We start from the raw sequence: 16,450 nt of genomic DNA, 5'->3' as shown, positions 1-16,450 counted from the left end.
TGAACTCTTCTTCCGCTATGCCTGTGGCGAAAAAATGCTGCGCCACAAAACGCCTGCATCTTCAAAGCCGCTGTTGTAGCCGTCGCCGTAGAGCCTTCTTAATGCAGGCGCAAGGGCGCGAATGAAATACGGAGTGTTCTCTGCAATATAGTCGAGGCTCGGCTTTTCTTCGCTTTCTTCTGCCTGTTTCACCCACCATATAAAGCGCTTGTACTCTGACTCGTTGCCTAGGTAAACAGAAATCGCGCGTAAAGCTTCGAGGACTGCGCCAACTTCTCTGTTGTCAATGATTAGCGGCATTGCTTCTAGCTAAAGCTGCGTTTGCTAATAAACAGGAATGTCATTTTCATGCTTGGCCGTCAATGCAAGACGTGGACCGTTTAACTGAACAATACGATGGAAACCGCTCTCTCTTCTCTTCTTCTTTATGACGCTCCTAGACGCCTCTCTCATTAATTCTGGACTGCCTAAATTGCCAAGTGAGATAAACATCTGGGAATGGGGAGCACGCGGAAAGAATCTGGAATTGCAGGGCAATCAGCTCACAAACATCATCGTGGCCGCTTTTTGAAAAGAGCTATTCCCATAACAAGCATATCAGTTTCTATAATTGTGGCGGCAGCAGGCGGCGTCTCGCTGATACTGTCAAGCCCGCCTGCCTTTGCATTTTCTTTCAAGCGTGATTATCATGATGGCTATACGTTGCGATATCTTCTTGTCAGCTCTGTCGCCTTGGTGAGCAATTCTGACAGCTGCTCTCTCGAAGGCTTGGTCTGCCTGAAAAACTCTACATTCATTCCAAGCAAGCGGAGCTGGGCGTACAAATCGTCGTCTGAGTTTGTCATATTGTAGCAACGTTCATGATTTATTTAAGCAAACTCAATCTCGGCTCTGTTATCGTCTACTCCTGTCAGGCTCTGTACGCGGGTACAGGATGGATTGCAGACTGTAGCTGCTTATATAACAATCATCTATGAACGGTAATTCCTTTCGGACAACTTTTAAGCTGCCCTGGTCAAACCCTGCCTGATGGCGCCTGCAAAGATGAAATTTGTGCTCGCTGCTGCGGCTGGAGCGGCGATAATCGTCTTTGCAATCGTCAAACTGGTCTTTACCCTGAACGGCCCGTAAAAAGCTTCATCGCGATCCGTACAGTCCCTTGTATTGTGTGGTCCTCTGCTTCGCGGTACTTTATCCCTCTTTTCTCTAGTTCGGCGCTTGTAAAAGGGCCTATCGACACCACCTGTACGAGCCGGTCGATCCGCGTCTTGCCGCCAAGCTTGTCAATAATCTCAAAAAACGACCGGACGTTTGAAGCACTGGTAAACACCAGCACGTCGATTTTTTTGTCTAAAAGCATCCTGTAGAATTTCTTCCACGTCTGCGTGACCCTGGCGGGGCGCACCCTGTACATGAACATCTCGTCGACTGTCATGCCAGTATCCGAAAGGGCCTTTGCGGCATAGTCGCCTGCCTCCGCGCTGCGCGGGATTATGATCTTTTTGCCTTTCTGGCTTTTTTTTGACGATGACAGCAGCATCTCCACGAGCCCCGCAGAGGAAAAAGCTCGGGGCATCATGCCGACTCTGACGCCGCGCCTTTCAAGCTCCTGTTTCGTCTTTGGGCCGACTGCGATGACCTCTGTAGACCCTAGCGCGGAAGCGATTTTTTCTTTTCCGCCGAGATCAAAAAGCATGGCGACTGCCTGCGCGCTCATGAACGCGCAATAGTCGTGTTTTTTTTCATTGAGGAGTTTCAGGAACCGTTGCGCAGCCTTGCGGCCCTCCGGCACAATTTCAATGGCCTTGACGGGGAGTGCTCTTCCGCCCTCTTTTTTCACGAGCCTTGAAAACTCGGCTGCTTCCTTTCTGCCCCTCGTTATCGCAAGGGTCCTGCCTTCAAGGCTTGGCACCCTTGCCACTGCCTCCTTCTTCTCCTCTTCCTCCAAACCACGCGATTTTCTTGTGAAGCGAAGCGACCTTGCCTATCACTACAATCGCAGGCGGCTTTATCCCGCTCTTGGCCGCGACTCTGGCGGCCGTTGCGAGCGTCCCCATGACTACACGCTGCTTTGCGGTGGTGCCGTTTTCGATTATCGCGATTTTTGTGTTTTTCTTCATGCCGCCTTTTATCAGGTCTTTTGAAATCTGTTCCAGCTGGCCGATTCCCATCATCACGACGACGGTGTCAACTGCACCCGGCAGCCTTTTCCAGTCGACCGACACCTCGCCCTTGTTGTCCACCCCTTCGTGCCCAGTGGCAATGGCGACGGCAGATGAGTAGCGCCTGTGGGTCAGCGGGATGCCGGCGTATGCCGGGCCTGCTATCGCAGACGTGATGCCCGGGATTATCTCAAACTGGACGCCCCGCTCCAGCAGGTATTCAGCCTCTTCGGCGCCCCTGCCAAAGATGAACGGGTCGCCTCCTTTTAGCCGGAGCACGCTCTTTTTCTTTTTCGCGTGCCTGACCATCAGCTCGTTCGTGCGCTTTTGGTGCGTCGTCGGATCGCCCACTGCCCTGCCCACGTACACCTTTTCCGCGCTCTCTGGTATCTGGTCTACGATCTCCTGCCCCACGAGCCGGTCATACAGCACCACGTCGCAGCTCTTCAAAAGCTCCATCGCACGCACCGTCATAAGTTTCGGGTCGCCGGGTCCCGCGCCGCAGATGTACACTTTGCCTGTTGCTGTACTCATGCCTTTTTGTTCCACTCCTCTACTGCCTTGCGCCAGCCCTCTGCCATCTCTTGCGCGCCTTGCTTGATGAGAAGGTTTGCGACGCTCTTGCCCAGTTTCTCTGCGCTTTTGGCGCTGCCCGTCTTTTTCACCTTGATGTTCTTGCTCCCGTCTGCCGAAAACACGCTTGCATAAAGAGTTATCTTGTCTTCCTTTGTCACGGCGACCGCGCCAAGGGGGAACCTGCACCCTCCTTCCACCTTTTCAATGAGCGCGCGCTCGGCAGTCACCTCTGCCCTCGACCTCGGGTCCTCGATGCTCCGGAGCATCTCTGTCGTCTTTTTGTCGTCGCGCCTGCACACTATGGCAATCGCGCCCTGACCCGGCGCCGGGACAAAGTCGCGCACTCTAAACCTTTCCACTATCACGTCCTTCATGCCTAACCGAGTTAGACCTGCCTCTGCAAGCACGACTGCGTCAAACTCGCCGCTTATCACCTTTTTCACGCGCGTCTCGACGTTTCCGCGTATAGGTTTTACTGAAATGTCTGGCCTTTCTTTCATCAGCTGGATCGCCCTGCGCAGGCTGCTCGTACCCACCACCGAGCCGGCGGCAAGCTCCTCCAGCTTTTGCCCTTTCTCGTTCACCAGCACGTCATTAGGGCTTGCCCTCCTCGGTATGCACGCGACTATCAATTCTTCTGAAAGGTCGGAGGGGACGTCCTTGAGGCTGTGCACCGCAAAGTCGACCTCGCCCTTTTTCACGGCTTCGTTGACCTCTTTTTCAAAAATCCCCTTTTCGTCCATCGTGAACAGGGGCCGCCTATCGACGTCTCCTTTCGTGCTTATCGTCACGACCTCGAACTTTGCTCCCGGATGCGCCTTTCTGAGCGCGGCAAGCGCCAGCTCTGTCTGCGCCACCGCAAGCCTGCTCCCTCTCGTTCCTACCCTAATGATATTATTATTATTCTTCATTTTTGTTCCTTTATTTTCTTGAAAGCCTCGCCGTACGCGTCCACCGTCCTGTCGACATCGTCCTCGTCGTGCGCGTACGAGACAAAGCACGTCTCAAACTGCGAAGGAGGTATGAACACGTTGCGCTTTAGCAGTTCGTCAAACAACCTCCTGAACTTGACAGAATCTGCCTTTTTCACGCTCGCTTCGTCCCTCACTTTTTCAGCGGTGAAAAACACCTGGTACATCGAGCCGATAGAGTTTATCGTGCAGTCGACGCCACCAATGTCCTCAAGCTCCTCTTCGACTCCTTCCACGATGCTTCCGCACGTCCTTGCGACCTGTGGATAGATCGAATCCTTGGCCTCAAGAAGCGTTGACAGGACTGCGATTGCCGCAGACACCGACACGGGGTTTCCCGCAAAAGTGCTTGCTTGATAGACCTTGCCCGCCGGCGCCAGCTGTTGCATTATCTCCTTTCTTCCCGTAATCGCGCCTATGGGAAAGCCGTTTCCAAGCGCCTTTGCAAACGTCGCAAGGTCCGGCCTTATTCCGAAAAACTCGCCGGCTCCGCCCAGCGCAAGCCTGAAACCCGTGACCACCTCGTCAAATATCAGGACGACGTCGTTTTGCTGCGTTATCTTTCTGACGTCGCTCAGGTAGTTCTTGTCAGGAAGCACGAGGCCGATGTTTGCAAGCACCGGCTCCATTATCAAACACGCCGAGTCGCGGTTCTTTTCGATGGTGCGCTCTAGCTCGACCGCGTCGTTGTACGGCGCAACCACTGTCTGCGCCGACGCCTCTTCAAGCACGCCCTCTGACGCCGGCGGGCTTGCGGCGCCGGACCCTGCCTTTACGAGTACATAGTCGTGCGCGCCGTGGTACCCGCCGTCGAACTTTATCACCTTCTTTTTCTTTGTAAACGCCCTTGCGAGGCGTATCGCGTTCATCGTGGCCTCCGAGCCGGTGTTGACCAGCCTGACCATGTCGGCGCAGGGGACCGCCTTTGCTATCAGCTCTGCAAGTTTTATTTCTAGTTCCGTCGGCACGCAGTACAGCGTGCCGTTGTCAAGTTGCGCTCTTGCCGCGTCAAGGACGGAAGGATGGCCGTGCCCAAGCAGCATGGCACCGTAGCCCATGCAGTAATCGGTGAGCGTCTTGTGGTCGGCAGTAACCAGCTTGCTCCCCCTTGCGGAAGCCGCAAAGAACGGATACGGCTCGAAATAGCGTACCGGGCTGTCGACGCCGCCGGGCAAAATCTTCTTCGCCCTGTTGTACAGCTGCTCTGACCTAGCCACCACGAATGTTTGTCGCTTTTGCGACGTAATAAGCGTATACGTTGATTAACCTGCCATGGCCTGAGAGAGGCATTGGCGACTGCTGCTACTACCACGTTTTCCGCTCTCATGGACGATTTCCGGGAAAACGTGGCGCAGAACCGCGACGCACTCTTGGCTATGGCAAAAAAGAACCCGCACATGGCGTACTCCAAAGTAAACGAGCTTGCGCTGTTTGTCGGCTCGCGCCACGGAGTTAATTTACAATTGCATTTTCCCGTGCCTGCAAAGGTGGCAGACGTCGACTCGTACGGCACGGAAAACATCGGCATCGTCATCGACAAGTTCCGCCGGACGTTTTTTCCAGTCGCGCGGGAAACGGTAAAGCAAAAGGCCGCCGAAATCCTCGGCCCGGACGCAAAGGCGCTTGACGCCTACATGTACGAGGGCAAGGAGGGGGTCAAGGTGGTGATGACACCACAGGGCAGGCTTGAAGTCCTTCCCGGCTCGGTGCACCTGTGGTGCAGGATAGACGAGCGCGTGAGGAAATACGCGGACTGGCTCATGGAAAACGTGTATTTCGCCGTCAGCGCACCAGGCTGACCAGCTCGTACTTGTAGTATATCTGGTCGTTGATGTCGTACGTCTCTGCCTTGACCGGCATGGGCAGGTCCTTTACGACGTATATCTTGCTCGTGTTGTCGTTGAGCTTGTACGTGAGCACCAGCGCGTCAAAAGTGCCTGCAGGCGTGGTGACTTTCTCCTCGCTTGTTATCTTGACCGTGATGGGAGTCGTGCCGCCGGTGACTATGGTGTTCCAAGGCGCGCCCACGACCAAGTACTTGGCCCTTCCGCCATAATCCATGTCCCTTATCGCAAGTATCGACGACTCGATGGGCCCAAGATACGGCTTTGCAGATTCTGCAACATTCCCTTCCTTGGTGAGCAGCTTTGAATACATGATGTCAAACTGCTGCGGCTGCGCTCCCTGCGTGCCGTTTACTACGTTGAATGCGGCGCGCCAGCTGTCGCCTGACTTGTGGAATGTTATCGAAACGTTTGCGTTTGCAAGCGACGACTGCTCACCCTGCGAGTCCACGGTGTAGCCCATCGACAGGCCGTCTGTGACCTGTGCGCCTATCACGTAAATATCGGCCGAAGTGGGCGGCTTGAATAGCGACGAGGTGTCGCCGCCCGCGAACCCCCCGCCAAACGCGATAATGCCAACGCTCACACCTATTCCGAGCGCGGAGAACAGACCGACCATCACTGCGACTTGCTGCTTTGGGGTCACGCCAGCTCTTCAGCTTCTTGCCTTATTTATAGAATTTCGGGCATTTTAACCTGACATCTTCATCAGCCGTTCCCACAGCTTTTCCGGGACTGGCATGACCGACAGGCGGGATATCCTGACAAGTTCCCACTGCGCAAACGCAGGGTCGGCCTTGATCTGGTCAAGGGTCACCGGCTTTTTCAGCCTGCCTGCCGGCCTGACGTCGACTATTACAAGCGACTTGTCTTTCTCCTTCGGATCGGGGTAGGGGTCGGATATGACGTCCATGATGCCTACTGCCTGCCTTTCGTCGCCTGTGTGGTAAAAGATGGCCTTGTCGCCTTTTTTCACGCTCCTCAGGTGCTTGAGCGCAAGGTTGTTTGCCGCCCCGTCCCACGCTGTCCGGCCGTCCTTTTCAAGCTGCGAATAGCTGTACGTGGAAGGCTCTTGCTTGAACAGCCAATATGCCATATATGCCTCCACTGTCGGCGGCCGCACAATATAAGTTACAAAGCAAGGGTGTTGTTACGCTGTTGTCGCCGCCGCCCGTCCCCAAGATAGACCTGATGGCCGGAATAGAGTGCTACTGCTGTGCCGGCTTTACTGGCATTGGCGGATCGATAAAGCAGGACAGCTCCTCGTTCAGGGTGTCAGAGCTCGTAGACGAGCAGTCGCTTGGCGCTTCAAAAGAGCCCGGGGGCGCGCACCGCTATCCTCTTTACCTGCTGGAAAAAGAGGGCATCGACTCGAACCACGCGCTGTTTGAAATCGAGCGCGAACATCGTTTGCGCCTGCGCGTGATGGGGATAAAGGACGCCAAGGCGGCCACCAGCCAGTACGCAGGCGCAGAGAGGGCATGGCAGAATAATATAAAGAGCCCGCCAAAAGAGCTGCGTACCAAGCATACGAGATTGACCCTTGTGGGCTTTACAAAGAGGCCGCTTGGCAGGGAGCTTCTCGCCGGAAACGAGTTTTCCATAGACATCTCTGACCCGCACAGCGACGACATTTCCGGCTTTGAGGACCAGGTGCAAAAAATAGCCAACTTTTATGGCCTGCAGCGGTTCGGTAGCGAGCGCCTAGTCACACACCTCGTCGGAAAAGCCATAGTAAAGAGGGACTTTGCAAAGGCGGTGGAACTGCTGCTGTCGTATACGACAGAGTACGACACTGATTCAAGCCGCGAAATCCGGCGCAAGTGCCTCGACCCTGCCGGCTACCGGCAGGCTCTCCGGGAGATGCCCCGGGGCATGGACATTGAGAGGCAGCTGCTGGCCGCGCTCGTGGAAGGCAAAGAACCTGTAGCGGCGCTCCGCGCTGTGCCCATACAGATACGCCGGCTCTTTGTGCAGGCGTACCAGGCGTACATCTTTAACAGGTGCGTGAGCAGGGCAATAGCGCAGGGAGAAGACGTGACTCTGCCAAAACAGGGCGACCTCTGCTTCGAGATGGAGGGTCCCTTTACGTTTGGCAGGGTAAAGAAATACGATCATTTGTCGGCCGTCCAGTCCGTCCCGGCAGTGAGGATGGCCGGATATACGTTTCAGCCCGGCAAGGGTCGCTTTGAAGAGGTGACAAAAGAACTGCTATTGCAGGAAGAAGTCGCCGCAAAGGACTTTTACGTGAAAGAGATGCAGGAGCTGAGCCAGCAGGGCGGCTTTCGCCAGGCGCCCCTGTGGTGCAGGGACTTTGCATGGAAGAAGAAAAACCCCCTGTCAGTCTCGTTCAAACTGCCAAAGGGCTCGTATGCCACCACGCTCTTGCGCGAGCTGATAAAGCCGGAAGACCCGATAAAGGCAGGATTCTGATCTGATATAACACAATAGTGGCCCCGCCCGGCGAAAAGGGAAGAGGCGCCGCCAGGGCAGGGCCGCTCTGTTCTTGGGGTTAGCTAGACTTGCTAGCCAGTTTCCGTATTAAAGGCTGGCTTAACATTGTTCACTGTGCCCTTAACATAGTTCCTTGATGTTTAGATATTCGCCGGCCTATTAGAAATCGTGTCGCGGCTGGTGTCGTCATCATCATCGTCATCATCGTTAGCGGCAATCCCGCAGGTGTCTTACCGTGACAGGATATACATTGTCAAGGATATCATACTGAAACTGGTGGAATACGGCGAGCTGAACCAGACTGCACTTGTCAGCTTTTGCGGGCTGAATCTGAAAAAGCACAAGCCAATACTTGACGACCTAGAGTTCAAGGGCCTCCTGCAGAGGTCCGAAAGATCCTCCGGCAAGAGGACGTTCACGTTCTATTCTGCGACGGCGTGGGGCATAGAATTCTGCGGAACAATATTAGAGCCGTACGAAAAGATGTTCCCAAGGAGCAGGCACTTTACGCAACAAGAGTGAAATCCAGCTCGACTCCGCTGCCGCCGTTCATCTTTTTCATTGTGTAAGCCTCGTTTGGCTGGATGGGCAGAGCTTCGACCGGCGCGCTGCAGGCGGGGCACCTCTCCATGCAGGCAGAGCCGAGACACGAGGCGCACCAGAGACACGAATTGCAGAGGAGAAAATTGGCGCGCAGGCGGGGCTTTTCTTTAGCAGCCGGGCGCGCAAGGGCCGGTCTTTCTATCGCCATATCATGATACGACTAGCAGGCCAAGTTAATTAAAGTCGATTAACAAAGTTAAGGCGCTGCTCCTGGGTCGCGTGGATCTTTTGCTTGTACTTTTGGCCCCGGGGCTTTGTGCGCAGCCTGTAGCCGCAGCACGGGCAGACGTTTCCCTCGCATATTATGAACAGGTCGCATATCTGGCACCTCTTTTGGCCGCTGGCGTATCTCCCAAGGCTGCTGGTCTTGGTGGCCCTGTAATCCTCGCACTTTCCCCTGCACGACATCAAGATGAAGGGCGGCGGGGAGGAGGTAATCCCTTGCGTAACAATGTTAAGCAAGACATTATTTGCTACTTGTCTTATCAAGCCCGTATGACCACCACTGCAAAGGCTACCATGCTTGCCGTACTGTTTGCAGGGATACTAGTCGGCGCCATCCTTACGGCCGGGATACTGAACTACGCGCCGTCATTCTTGGCCAAACAACAACAAGGGCCGACCGCGGTTGCGCAGCAGTCTGCCGCCGCGCCTGTTCCAATAGCGGCTACAACGACAACGACTACAACTATAGCGGCGGCCAATCCCGACCTTGTCTCGTTATTCAAGGAAGTGGAAGGCTCTGTGGTGCAGATAACAAGCACCGTCTCTACGGTAAACGACAACATCATGATAAACGGCAATCCGCTGACAAGCCAGTCGACCCGCCTTGGTTCCGGCTTTGTCTACGACGCGCAGGGGCTCATAGTCACGAACAACCACGTGATAGACGGCGCCGACTCGGTCGATGTGACGTTCACCAGCGGCAACACATATTCAGCAAAGGTGCTTGGAAGGGACGCGTACAGCGACCTTGCAGTGCTAAAGATAACCGACAACTTTACGGAGAAGCTGGAGCCACTGAAGATAGGCAACTCGACAGACCTGCAGGTGGGCGACCAGGTGGTAGCAATCGGAAACCCCTTTGGGCTCAGCAACACCATGACCACCGGGATTGTGAGCCAGCTTGGCCGGCTAATACCAAACGAGGAGAATAATTTCTCGATACCTGATGTCATACAGACCGACGCGGCCATAAACCCGGGCAACTCTGGCGGGCCGCTCCTTGACACGCAGGGCGAGGTCATCGGCGTCAACTCGGCCATACAGTCAAACACGGGGAGCTTTTCCGGAATAGGCTTTGCAATCTCGTCAAGCGCGGTGCAGCGCATAGTGCCTGCGCTCATAAAGGACGGCGGCTACAGCCATCCTTGGCTTGGCATGACCGGAACAAACCTGACCCCTGACCTTGAGCAAAAGCTCGGTCTCGCCAAGAACTTCAAGGGAGTGCTCGTGACTTCGGTCACGGAGGGCGCGCCGGCGCAAAAGGCCGGCATACGGGGCACCGTGTTTGACAGGTTCACCAACGACATCCGGAGGGCCGGCGACATCGTGACTGCGATTGACGGCCAGGACGTAAAGCGCATGGAGGACATCATTGCCTACCTTGAGCAGAACGCGCACCCCGGCGACACCGTGACCCTGCACCTGAACAGAGCGGGCCAGGACGTGCAGGCACAAGTGGTGCTCGAAGCAAGGCCGGCAGCCCCCGCCAGCAGCTGACAGCAGACGACAACACAATATATACCGCCGGGTGCTAAAGCGCCACAGAAATGCTTGGAGACCGCAACCTGCGGGGGATGATAGAAAAGGCACTTGACAGGCTCAACGACGACCTGAACATCAAGATAGACAAGAAAAACCCTGACAGGATACACGCGCTCGAAGCGGCGCTCTGCACGCGGCTTTCCTACTACGAGCGCAAGGATCCGCTCCCCGACGACAACGCGTCCAAGGTCTCTATCCTCCTGAGCCACGGCATCAGAAACGCCCTGAGCAACATCAAGGGCGAATACAAGGTGGACAGCCTGACCCTCGATGTCAACGCCGACATGCTGATAGGCGACGAGTTTGTCGTGCGGTTTGAGATAGTGACAGAGCTTCCCGCTGTGCCGCATCCTCGGCATCTCTTGTACCTGAACGCGTGCCTGTTTGCGCTCGGCAAGGACGAGGGCTTTCTCATCTACATGACGGCAGAAGGCAAGACCGAAGAATATTCTGTCACCAAGAACAACCGCATGTTCGAGGAAATCGTGCGCAGGGCGCGCGTGCTCAGCACGCTCTTGAAGGACGGCAAGGTGCCCATAGTCGAGCCGTCCGACCTGTGCATGAAATGCAAGTACTACTCGCGCTGCTACTCGCGCGAAAAAGCCAGAGAGAGCACAGACTTGCTGCAGGAAATATTCGGCAAGATGACGCCAAAGTAAAAAGAAGAAGAAGAGGTGTGGAGAGAGGGGAAAAGAGGAAGTTGTTGTTATTATTCCCCGTGACTGCTACCGCTACTGCTGCTCCCGTGAGCCTCGACTGACGACGTGTATCCTTGGCTGTATCTCCTCGCCCTTGCCGCAAAGACTATGCCGACCAGAAACACGAACATCCCCGTCGTCACTCCGAAAATGAACATTTGTTCAGACATGCCGTATATGCGGTTTTGACTGAAGGTTTTATCCTTATCGGTATTGCTCCCCGCGCTGCACGATATTATCATAAAAGTTTACGGAAATGTCAGGCTAAAGTCCTTGTCTTCGGCGGTGGTCTGCAAGTTTCCCCCCGTGACCCTGTACGAGTAGGTGCCGTCTATCGAAAACTTGGCGTTGCCGGCGACCATCTTGTCCCACGCAGCCGCAGTCGCGCCGTTGCGCTCCGCCGTCCCGACGCTCTTGGCAGTCAAAGTCGATCCTGGCACTATGGGGAACAGGTTGCCCTGCGAGTCGAGGAAGCCCTGCGCGCTCTGGCCCACGTCGCCTATCGTCATGCGCAGGCCGTCCACGTTTGCGTTGTAGTGTATCGTCTCTAGTATCAGCGTACTGGGGTTGGGGTTCTTCACCGTGAAGGTGACCTGCACGGTGGCGTGGGTATCGTCGGTCTTGTTCACCGAGATGTCCTTTACGCCTACGACCGGCGGCAACACGGGCAAGGCGCCAGAAGTAGTAGAGTTCGTGCCTGTGTTAGCGTTTGAGTTGGTGCTTGGGGCTGGCATGGGATTGTTTGAGCCAAGCACAAAGAATATCACCACGGCCGCGACGGCAATGCCTCCGCCGGCGGCGTATATCGCCTTTATATTCAAAACTGTATGTTAGCTGTCGCCAGCCCGTGTTTAAATCTGTCGCTTGCCTGCATGTCCTGCACAATGCTTATACTTGCGAAAAGGCGCACCGGCCATGTTGCAGTACCACAAGGCGGCCCACCTTGGCAAGCAGCGCGCGCAAAAGGCGCAGATGAAGCTGTTCGACTATACCGGCTTTGCAATGCTGACGTACACGATAAAGCAGTCCGGCGGAGGCTCTTTTGAGCCCGTGGGCGAGGAGGAGCTTGCGGCAAAGATGACGAGAGGCGAAGAGGCGATGCTGTTCATCTGCGACAGGGACGGCTACGCCAAGGCGCAGTCAAAGCCTATGCCCATTGCGCAGGGCGAAGAGGCATTCAAAAAGATGGTCGCAGACGGTATGCAAGAGTTTTCAGGCGAGATAAAGACTGTCTCTTAAACAGCAACTGTTATTTTCGTGCCCGCGGCCTTGTTCTTGAGCACGACGTCTTTTATCGTCGCCGGCTCGGACTTTATCACTACTGTCGGTATCTTGGACCTTTCGATGACCTTTAATGCGACGATGTCCATCAGGTCATAGCCTCCTGCCATCGAGCTCTCGCCTGCAAGCAGGTCACGGCATTGTTTCGTAGTTATCTCTGAATAGCGTTTTGCGTTTCTGTTCTTGCGCGGGTCGGAATCGTAGATGCCGTCGACGTCGGTCGCATTGACAAAGCGCGCCGCGCCCACCTTTTCGGCGATGAGCGCCGAAGTGGCGTTCGTGCTCTGGCCCGGGTGCAGGCCGCCTGCTACCACTATTTTGCCACTTGCTGCCGCCTCCGTGACCTGCTCTAGGTCTTGCGGGACGGCAGGATGCGCCTTTTCGCCAAGCGCCGCGATGAGGAGCTTTGCATTTAGCCTCGACACTTCGATGCCCATGATGTCCAGGCTGGCCTCGTCAAGCCCAAAGCCCCTTGCTATTCCGATGTAGTGCCGGGCGACCTTGCCCCCGCCTGCGACTACCACAGGCTGCACCTTTGCAGAAGAAATGCCGGCAAGCATGGACGCATATTTCTTTATCTCGCTTCCGTCCTCGCCGCTGAACACTTTGCCGCTCAGCTTGATTACGACGCGGCCCTTACCTGCTGCTGCCATGCAGCCTCCCCGCTCCCATTTCCAGTGTCTCCTGATCTCCCAGCACCTTTTTAACGGATCGCTCGACTTTCTGCCTGCTCTCGGCGGTGGTGTAGATGCGAAGCATGTCAAAAAAGCCGGTGATGGAATCTACAAGCGGTATCTCTGACATGGGCACCTCGCGTACGACGCCCTTTTTGTCAAAGACTAGGACAGAAAACATCTCGCTCTTGCTCGGAGTGAGAGGCATCGACGATGCCCTCGACGCGTCGGCAAACATGTGGCTCCTGTCCACACCTGCCGCCTGCGCGATCTCGACTTCAAGCGCCGACAGCGCCTTTCTGTCCATGCGCTTGTGCCTGTCGCGCTTGTGCAAGAGTTTCTCGTACACGCATTTTAGGAGGCGCCGGTCGCGGTAGTCCCGGGCCAGCCTTGCGGCCATGCCACCGTTGTCCAGCGCGCACAGCCGCTCCAGCGTCGCCTCGTCCGTGATGGAGAGGTAGTTTTCAAGCGACGTGTCGGTGAGGGCAAGCGCCTCGTCCGCGTTTATCATAGAATGCAGAAGCATCACCTCCGCGGACCTGACCGTCTTGTGGAAATACACCGCCTTGAACATCTCATACCTCGATATCAGCATCGATTCAAGCGAGTTGAGCGCCGACCTGTTGATTGCAAGCCTGCCTCCAGCAACCTCGTACGAGCTTATCAGCCTGTAATAGTCTATCTTGCCGTACTCGGCGCCGGTGAAATAAGAATCGCGTGGGAGATAATCCATGATGTCCACGGAAAGCCCGCCGGAGATTATCTCGTTGAGAAAGTGCACCTTTGACTGACCAAACGACAGCCGCGATATGTGATCTGCACTGTAGCCGTTTTTGCCAAGCGCATCTGCTATCTCGCTTTTTGTTATTATGAGCCGGCCCATCTCCTCGTGGCTTGTTCCGCATCTTGTCTCAAGCACTTCCTCAAAAAGATGCGAAAACGGCCCGTGGCCGATATCGTGCAAGAGCGCGGCAAGCCTGATCTCCTCCACTACCTCGGCGTTGTCGATATGGCCCTTGGCAAGAAGGCTCTCGCACGCAAGGCCGGCTATGTGCATGGCACCAAGCGAGTGCTCAAAGCGAGAATGCTGCGCGCTCGGGTAGACGAGATGCGCGCCGGCAAGCTGGCGTATTCGCCGGAGGCGCTGAAAAGCCGCGCTGTCAATGACGTCTTTTTCCGCCTGCGAAAACCGGATATAGCGGTGTATCGGGTCCGTTATTTCGCCTGCAAAATCCAAGGTCTACGAGATGCAGAGGCGTGGGGAGCGACTTAAACTTTCAGTGCCTTTCTCACTGTCTTTAGTATTTCCTGGTGGACCTGCTCCTTGCTTTTAGAGCCGTCAAGCACCTTCCACTTGAACTGCCTTGCAAACTTTTGGTAGTTCTTGTACGCGGCTGCGGCAAGCCTGGCGTCGCCCTCAAACGCGTCGAGCACTTCCGCGCGGTTCTTTGACACGCTCGGATTGACAAGCAGCAGGAGCACCAAGTCTTCCTTTGGCAGGCCCTTGTCCAGCCTTTGCAGCCAGCCTGCGTCCATGCCGTTTGACACGCCGTAAACGAGGTTTGACTGCCAGTAGCGGTTCATGATGACTATGGTGCCGTTTTCCACCATGCTCTCTATCTCTTTCTTTTTCTCCCATCTGTTTGCGGAAAAGAGCAGGTGCTTGACCTCCGGGGGATAGTCGCGCTTGCCGTCGAGAAAGGCACGGATCTCCATGCCTATCGGCGTGGTATAGTCCGGAAAGTCTACTACTACGCATATCTTGCCGAGGGCCTTGATGGCCTCCTGCAGCATGCGAGACTGGGTCGTCTTGCCTGCCTTGTCAGTCCCCTCTATAACAATTATCTTGCCCTTTGCCACCGCCACAGGTCAAGGCAGGCGCCAATAAAAAGATGTTGAATAATTCTCGGGAAAGCGGGATTGTGAGATTTGCGCCTCCTGTTTGACCAGAATTTTAAACTAAAAACCAACAAATTAAATAATATCCACCCTGTTAACAGGTGAGAGCACGGTTAGCGCTTGAAAGACGGAAAATCAAACATCGCTATATTTGACACGTTCAAGACCCGCCGGAACAAGTTCACCGGCGAGGCCAAGAGGCAGCGGGGCATAATCGCGCACCTTGCGACAGAGCAGAGCCCGGAGCTGCGCACCCGCACATCGATTGCGCACGCCATAGCCGAGCAACATGGGATACTGTGGCAGAACATCTATTCCGGAATATTCCGCGACCTCGACGAGGTGCTCATTCCCGCCGGCGTGGTAAAGGAGGGCGGGCGATTGCCTCTTAGGCGCGGGCCAAAGGCACTCCAGCTAGAGGGCGTGCCCTTTTACGAGCTCACGGACACCGGTCTGCTCGTGGCATCGTCGATAGAGGAGCTTGGAGACAAGCGCATGGGACTATTGAAATCGTACGTGTCGTCTCTTCCTGCAAACGATGCGCAGTGCAAGGCGATGAAAGATGGATTATTGCTCTTGATAGACCGCGCCCCGGCGTTCATCACAAAGGTCATCAACGAGTACATCTACGCCTACAGCACGGGCCTGATAAGCAGCATAGCGCCGCTAGAGACGAAAAAGCTGCGCTCCGTGATAGCAAAAGAGATCGCCGTGGAAAAAGAGCTCGTGGAGGCGTTTTCAGCGTTTTCAGGCGAGCAGAAGGACCTTGCGCGCAACTTTTTCAAGGTAATGACCTAACGCGTCACTACTACTTGCCCTTGTAGCCGCACGCGGGGCACTTGTATTCTTTGGACTTGCCTTTGCAGCCTTCGCAGCGCCAGATGCGCGCGCTTTTGCATTTCGGGCACGAAAAGCTCTCTGAAATCTCGCCCGGGTGGACGTCCCTGCCGCAGGCGTTGCACTTGGGCATGTCGTACGAGCCTGAGTACATGTATCTCTGCAGCTGTTTGCCTTCTGGACTATTTTTACTTTGTCAATTCGCGAAAAAACGCGGGAGGCACGAAAGGATTTATACCAAATACATGCATTATGTGTCGTAGAAGAACATGGGTATCGCAGGATACGTCGCCAAGGAATTTGCAAAGGAGCTGGGCAACAAGTCCAGAGACTTTTACGAGTTTGTGATGCCTGCCGTAGATGTGGTAGAAGATGTCAACGAAATCGTCATCATGATCGACCTGCCGGGCTTTGCGAAAAAAGACATTGGCCTGAACATCAACGGCAACATCTTGTCGGTAAAGGCAAAAAGGGAAAAGGCCGAAGAGGCCGGGATGGTTTACTACCGCCAGAGGCCACTGCAAATAGACAAAAAGATAGTGCTCCCAATATCCGTAAAGGAAGAAGACAAGGTGCTTGGCAAGGCCACCTACATCGATGGCGTGGTGACCATAAGGGTGCCGCTTCCAAAAACCTCGCGCATACCGATCACCTGAGATGATGATCCGCACCTTTTTTTCTTTT

24 protein-coding genes are annotated in these 16,450 nt (G+C 55.1%); 8 read left to right on the top strand and 16 right to left on the bottom strand.

Translation table 11 applies throughout. The features are described from left to right. Nucleotides 1–15: 15 nt before the first annotated feature. The 6 genes from ACYOR7_RS09045 to ACYOR7_RS09020 all read right to left on the bottom strand — a co-directional run bounded on the left by ACYOR7_RS09045 (nucleotide 16) and on the right by ACYOR7_RS09020 (nucleotide 4,926). Nucleotides 16–300: a hypothetical protein gene (locus ACYOR7_RS09045; protein ID WP_294804331.1), complete on the bottom strand. Its 285-nt coding sequence runs from the start codon at nucleotides 298–300 to the stop codon at nucleotides 16–18. Nucleotides 301–695: 395 nt separating this feature from the next. Next, nucleotides 696–845, bottom strand: a complete 150-nt coding sequence (locus tag ACYOR7_RS09040) for a hypothetical protein (protein WP_294804329.1) — start codon at nucleotides 843–845, stop codon at nucleotides 696–698. Between the two features lie 266 nt (nucleotides 846–1,111). After that, nucleotides 1,112–1,948: a uroporphyrinogen-III synthase gene (locus tag ACYOR7_RS09035; RefSeq protein ID WP_294804327.1), complete on the bottom strand. Its 837-nt coding sequence runs from the start codon at nucleotides 1,946–1,948 to the stop codon at nucleotides 1,112–1,114. After that, nucleotides 1,899–2,696: a uroporphyrinogen-III C-methyltransferase gene (cobA, locus tag ACYOR7_RS09030; protein WP_294804326.1), complete on the bottom strand. Its 798-nt coding sequence runs from the start codon at nucleotides 2,694–2,696 to the stop codon at nucleotides 1,899–1,901. The genes ACYOR7_RS09035 and cobA overlap by 50 nt, the downstream gene beginning before the upstream one ends. Continuing rightward, the gene (gene hemC, locus ACYOR7_RS09025; protein WP_294804324.1) at nucleotides 2,693–3,649 is read right to left on the bottom strand and encodes a hydroxymethylbilane synthase; all 957 of its coding nucleotides are present in this window, start codon (nucleotides 3,647–3,649) and stop codon (nucleotides 2,693–2,695) included. The genes cobA and hemC overlap by 4 nt, the downstream gene beginning before the upstream one ends. Then, nucleotides 3,646–4,926, bottom strand: a complete 1,281-nt coding sequence (locus tag ACYOR7_RS09020) for an aspartate aminotransferase family protein (RefSeq protein ID WP_366137329.1) — start codon at nucleotides 4,924–4,926, stop codon at nucleotides 3,646–3,648. Before ACYOR7_RS09020 ends, hemC begins: the two co-directional genes overlap by 4 nt. Before the next feature lie 72 nt (nucleotides 4,927–4,998). Between ACYOR7_RS09020 and ACYOR7_RS09015 the strand changes: the two genes are divergently transcribed. Next, nucleotides 4,999–5,508 carry a hypothetical protein gene (locus ACYOR7_RS09015; protein WP_479913660.1) on the top strand — a complete coding sequence of 170 codons (510 nt, stop codon included), beginning with the start codon at nucleotides 4,999–5,001 and terminating at the stop codon, nucleotides 5,506–5,508. Here the strand turns inward: ACYOR7_RS09015 and ACYOR7_RS09010 are convergent. Continuing rightward, nucleotides 5,492–6,199, bottom strand: a complete 708-nt coding sequence (locus ACYOR7_RS09010) for a DUF3108 domain-containing protein (protein WP_294804319.1) — start codon at nucleotides 6,197–6,199, stop codon at nucleotides 5,492–5,494. The two genes, ACYOR7_RS09015 and ACYOR7_RS09010, sit on opposite strands and share 17 nt — an antisense overlap. A gap of 45 nt (nucleotides 6,200–6,244) precedes the next feature. After that, nucleotides 6,245–6,649, bottom strand: a complete 405-nt coding sequence (locus ACYOR7_RS09005) for an EVE domain-containing protein (RefSeq protein ID WP_294804317.1) — start codon at nucleotides 6,647–6,649, stop codon at nucleotides 6,245–6,247. 62 nt (nucleotides 6,650–6,711) lie between these two features. On the opposite strand from ACYOR7_RS09005, the gene truD reads away from it, so the two are divergent. Both truD and ACYOR7_RS08995 read left to right on the top strand, forming a co-directional pair. Beyond that, entirely contained in the window at nucleotides 6,712–7,986 is a 1,275-nt protein-coding gene (gene truD / locus ACYOR7_RS09000) for a tRNA pseudouridine(13) synthase TruD (protein ID WP_294804315.1), read from the top strand. Nucleotides 7,987–8,184: 198 nt separating this feature from the next. Further along, complete coding sequence (locus ACYOR7_RS08995; RefSeq protein ID WP_479914461.1) at nucleotides 8,185–8,529, top strand: winged helix-turn-helix domain-containing protein; 345 nt, start codon at nucleotides 8,185–8,187, stop codon at nucleotides 8,527–8,529. Here ACYOR7_RS08995 and ACYOR7_RS08990 read toward each other — a convergent pair. Further along, complete coding sequence (locus ACYOR7_RS08990) at nucleotides 8,513–8,758, bottom strand: hypothetical protein (protein WP_294804310.1); 246 nt, start codon at nucleotides 8,756–8,758, stop codon at nucleotides 8,513–8,515. The genes ACYOR7_RS08995 and ACYOR7_RS08990 overlap by 17 nt on opposite strands. 29 nt (nucleotides 8,759–8,787) lie before the next feature. Then, nucleotides 8,788–9,018, bottom strand: a complete 231-nt coding sequence (locus ACYOR7_RS08985; protein WP_294804308.1) for a hypothetical protein — start codon at nucleotides 9,016–9,018, stop codon at nucleotides 8,788–8,790. An 87-nt stretch (nucleotides 9,019–9,105) separates the two neighbouring features. Here ACYOR7_RS08985 and ACYOR7_RS08980 point away from each other — a divergent pair, with 87 nt between their 5' ends. Together ACYOR7_RS08980 and ACYOR7_RS08975 are read left to right on the top strand one after the other, a co-directional pair. After that, on the top strand, nucleotides 9,106–10,332 hold the full coding sequence (locus tag ACYOR7_RS08980) for a S1C family serine protease (protein ID WP_294804306.1): 1,227 nt from the start codon (nucleotides 9,106–9,108) through the stop codon (nucleotides 10,330–10,332). Nucleotides 10,333–10,382: 50 nt separating this feature from the next. Next, complete coding sequence (locus tag ACYOR7_RS08975; RefSeq protein WP_294804304.1) at nucleotides 10,383–11,036, top strand: CRISPR-associated protein Cas4; 654 nt, start codon at nucleotides 10,383–10,385, stop codon at nucleotides 11,034–11,036. 50 nt (nucleotides 11,037–11,086) lie between these two features. Here the strand turns inward: ACYOR7_RS08975 and ACYOR7_RS08970 are convergent, their stop codons facing one another. After that, on the bottom strand, nucleotides 11,087–11,245 hold the full coding sequence (locus ACYOR7_RS08970; RefSeq protein WP_294804302.1) for a hypothetical protein: 159 nt from the start codon (nucleotides 11,243–11,245) through the stop codon (nucleotides 11,087–11,089). Nucleotides 11,246–11,323: 78 nt separating this feature from the next. Then, nucleotides 11,324–11,896: a hypothetical protein gene (locus ACYOR7_RS08965; protein WP_479913659.1), complete on the bottom strand. Its 573-nt coding sequence runs from the start codon at nucleotides 11,894–11,896 to the stop codon at nucleotides 11,324–11,326. Nucleotides 11,897–11,990: 94 nt separating this feature from the next. Between ACYOR7_RS08965 and ACYOR7_RS08960 the strand changes: the two genes are divergently transcribed. Next, entirely contained in the window at nucleotides 11,991–12,314 is a 324-nt protein-coding gene (locus ACYOR7_RS08960) for a hypothetical protein (RefSeq protein ID WP_294804297.1), read from the top strand. Here the strand turns inward: ACYOR7_RS08960 and pyrH are convergent. The 3 genes from pyrH to tmk are packed head-to-tail and all read right to left on the bottom strand — an operon-like array spanning nucleotide 12,311 to nucleotide 14,890. Then, nucleotides 12,311–13,009 carry a UMP kinase gene (gene pyrH, locus ACYOR7_RS08955; RefSeq protein WP_294804295.1) on the bottom strand — a complete coding sequence of 233 codons (699 nt, stop codon included), beginning with the start codon at nucleotides 13,007–13,009 and terminating at the stop codon, nucleotides 12,311–12,313. The genes ACYOR7_RS08960 and pyrH overlap by 4 nt on opposite strands. Next, the gene (locus ACYOR7_RS08950) at nucleotides 12,993–14,267 is read right to left on the bottom strand and encodes an HD domain-containing protein (protein ID WP_294804294.1); all 1,275 of its coding nucleotides are present in this window, start codon (nucleotides 14,265–14,267) and stop codon (nucleotides 12,993–12,995) included. The genes pyrH and ACYOR7_RS08950 overlap by 17 nt, the downstream gene beginning before the upstream one ends. A gap of 32 nt (nucleotides 14,268–14,299) precedes the next feature. Further along, on the bottom strand, nucleotides 14,300–14,890 hold the full coding sequence (tmk, locus tag ACYOR7_RS08945; RefSeq protein ID WP_294804292.1) for a dTMP kinase: 591 nt from the start codon (nucleotides 14,888–14,890) through the stop codon (nucleotides 14,300–14,302). Between the two features lie 159 nt (nucleotides 14,891–15,049). On the opposite strand from tmk, the gene ACYOR7_RS08940 reads away from it, so the two are divergent. After that, on the top strand, nucleotides 15,050–15,727 hold the full coding sequence (locus tag ACYOR7_RS08940; protein ID WP_294804290.1) for a hypothetical protein: 678 nt from the start codon (nucleotides 15,050–15,052) through the stop codon (nucleotides 15,725–15,727). 10 nt (nucleotides 15,728–15,737) lie between these two features. Here ACYOR7_RS08940 and ACYOR7_RS08935 read toward each other — a convergent pair whose 3' ends face one another. Then, on the bottom strand, nucleotides 15,738–15,920 hold the full coding sequence (locus ACYOR7_RS08935) for a zinc finger domain-containing protein (RefSeq protein ID WP_294804288.1): 183 nt from the start codon (nucleotides 15,918–15,920) through the stop codon (nucleotides 15,738–15,740). A 115-nt stretch (nucleotides 15,921–16,035) separates the two neighbouring features. On the opposite strand from ACYOR7_RS08935, the gene hsp14 reads away from it, so the two are divergent. Further along, nucleotides 16,036–16,422 carry an archaeal heat shock protein Hsp14 gene (gene hsp14 / locus ACYOR7_RS08930; protein WP_294804286.1) on the top strand — a complete coding sequence of 129 codons (387 nt, stop codon included), beginning with the start codon at nucleotides 16,036–16,038 and terminating at the stop codon, nucleotides 16,420–16,422. The last annotated feature ends 28 nt before the right edge of the window (nucleotides 16,423–16,450 follow it).

This window comes from Candidatus Nitrososphaera sp. 86-2 (assembly GCF_056726185.1).
The sequence above is the reverse complement of the archived record's forward strand: the minus strand, read 5'-3'. Positions and strand labels throughout refer to the sequence as shown.

Bases quoted from the DNA above. Each gene is read 5' to 3' on its own strand.
- ACYOR7_RS09045 (WP_294804331.1), bottom strand. From the start codon at position 300: ATGCCGCTAATCATTGACAACAGAGAAGTTGGCGCAGTCCTCGAAGCT.
- ACYOR7_RS08935 (WP_294804288.1), bottom strand. From the start codon at position 15,920: ATGTACTCAGGCTCGTACGACATGCCCAAGTGCAACGCCTGCGGCAGG.
- ACYOR7_RS08990 (WP_294804310.1), bottom strand. From the start codon at position 8,758: ATGGCGATAGAAAGACCGGCCCTTGCGCGCCCGGCTGCTAAAGAAAAG.
- ACYOR7_RS08970 (WP_294804302.1), bottom strand. From the start codon at position 11,245: ATGTCTGAACAAATGTTCATTTTCGGAGTGACGACGGGGATGTTCGTG.
- ACYOR7_RS09005 (WP_294804317.1), bottom strand. From the start codon at position 6,649: ATGGCATATTGGCTGTTCAAGCAAGAGCCTTCCACGTACAGCTATTCG.
- ACYOR7_RS08960 (WP_294804297.1), top strand. From the start codon at position 11,991: ATGTTGCAGTACCACAAGGCGGCCCACCTTGGCAAGCAGCGCGCGCAA.
- cobA (WP_294804326.1), bottom strand. From the start codon at position 2,696: ATGAGTACAGCAACAGGCAAAGTGTACATCTGCGGCGCGGGACCCGGC.
- ACYOR7_RS08980 (WP_294804306.1), top strand. From the start codon at position 9,106: ATGACCACCACTGCAAAGGCTACCATGCTTGCCGTACTGTTTGCAGGG.
- ACYOR7_RS08985 (WP_294804308.1), bottom strand. From the start codon at position 9,018: ATGTCGTGCAGGGGAAAGTGCGAGGATTACAGGGCCACCAAGACCAGC.
- pyrH (WP_294804295.1), bottom strand. From the start codon at position 13,009: ATGGCAGCAGCAGGTAAGGGCCGCGTCGTAATCAAGCTGAGCGGCAAA.
- hemC (WP_294804324.1), bottom strand. From the start codon at position 3,649: ATGAAGAATAATAATAATATCATTAGGGTAGGAACGAGAGGGAGCAGG.
- hsp14 (WP_294804286.1), top strand. From the start codon at position 16,036: ATGGGTATCGCAGGATACGTCGCCAAGGAATTTGCAAAGGAGCTGGGC.
- ACYOR7_RS09040 (WP_294804329.1), bottom strand. From the start codon at position 845: ATGACAAACTCAGACGACGATTTGTACGCCCAGCTCCGCTTGCTTGGA.
- ACYOR7_RS08975 (WP_294804304.1), top strand. From the start codon at position 10,383: ATGCTTGGAGACCGCAACCTGCGGGGGATGATAGAAAAGGCACTTGAC.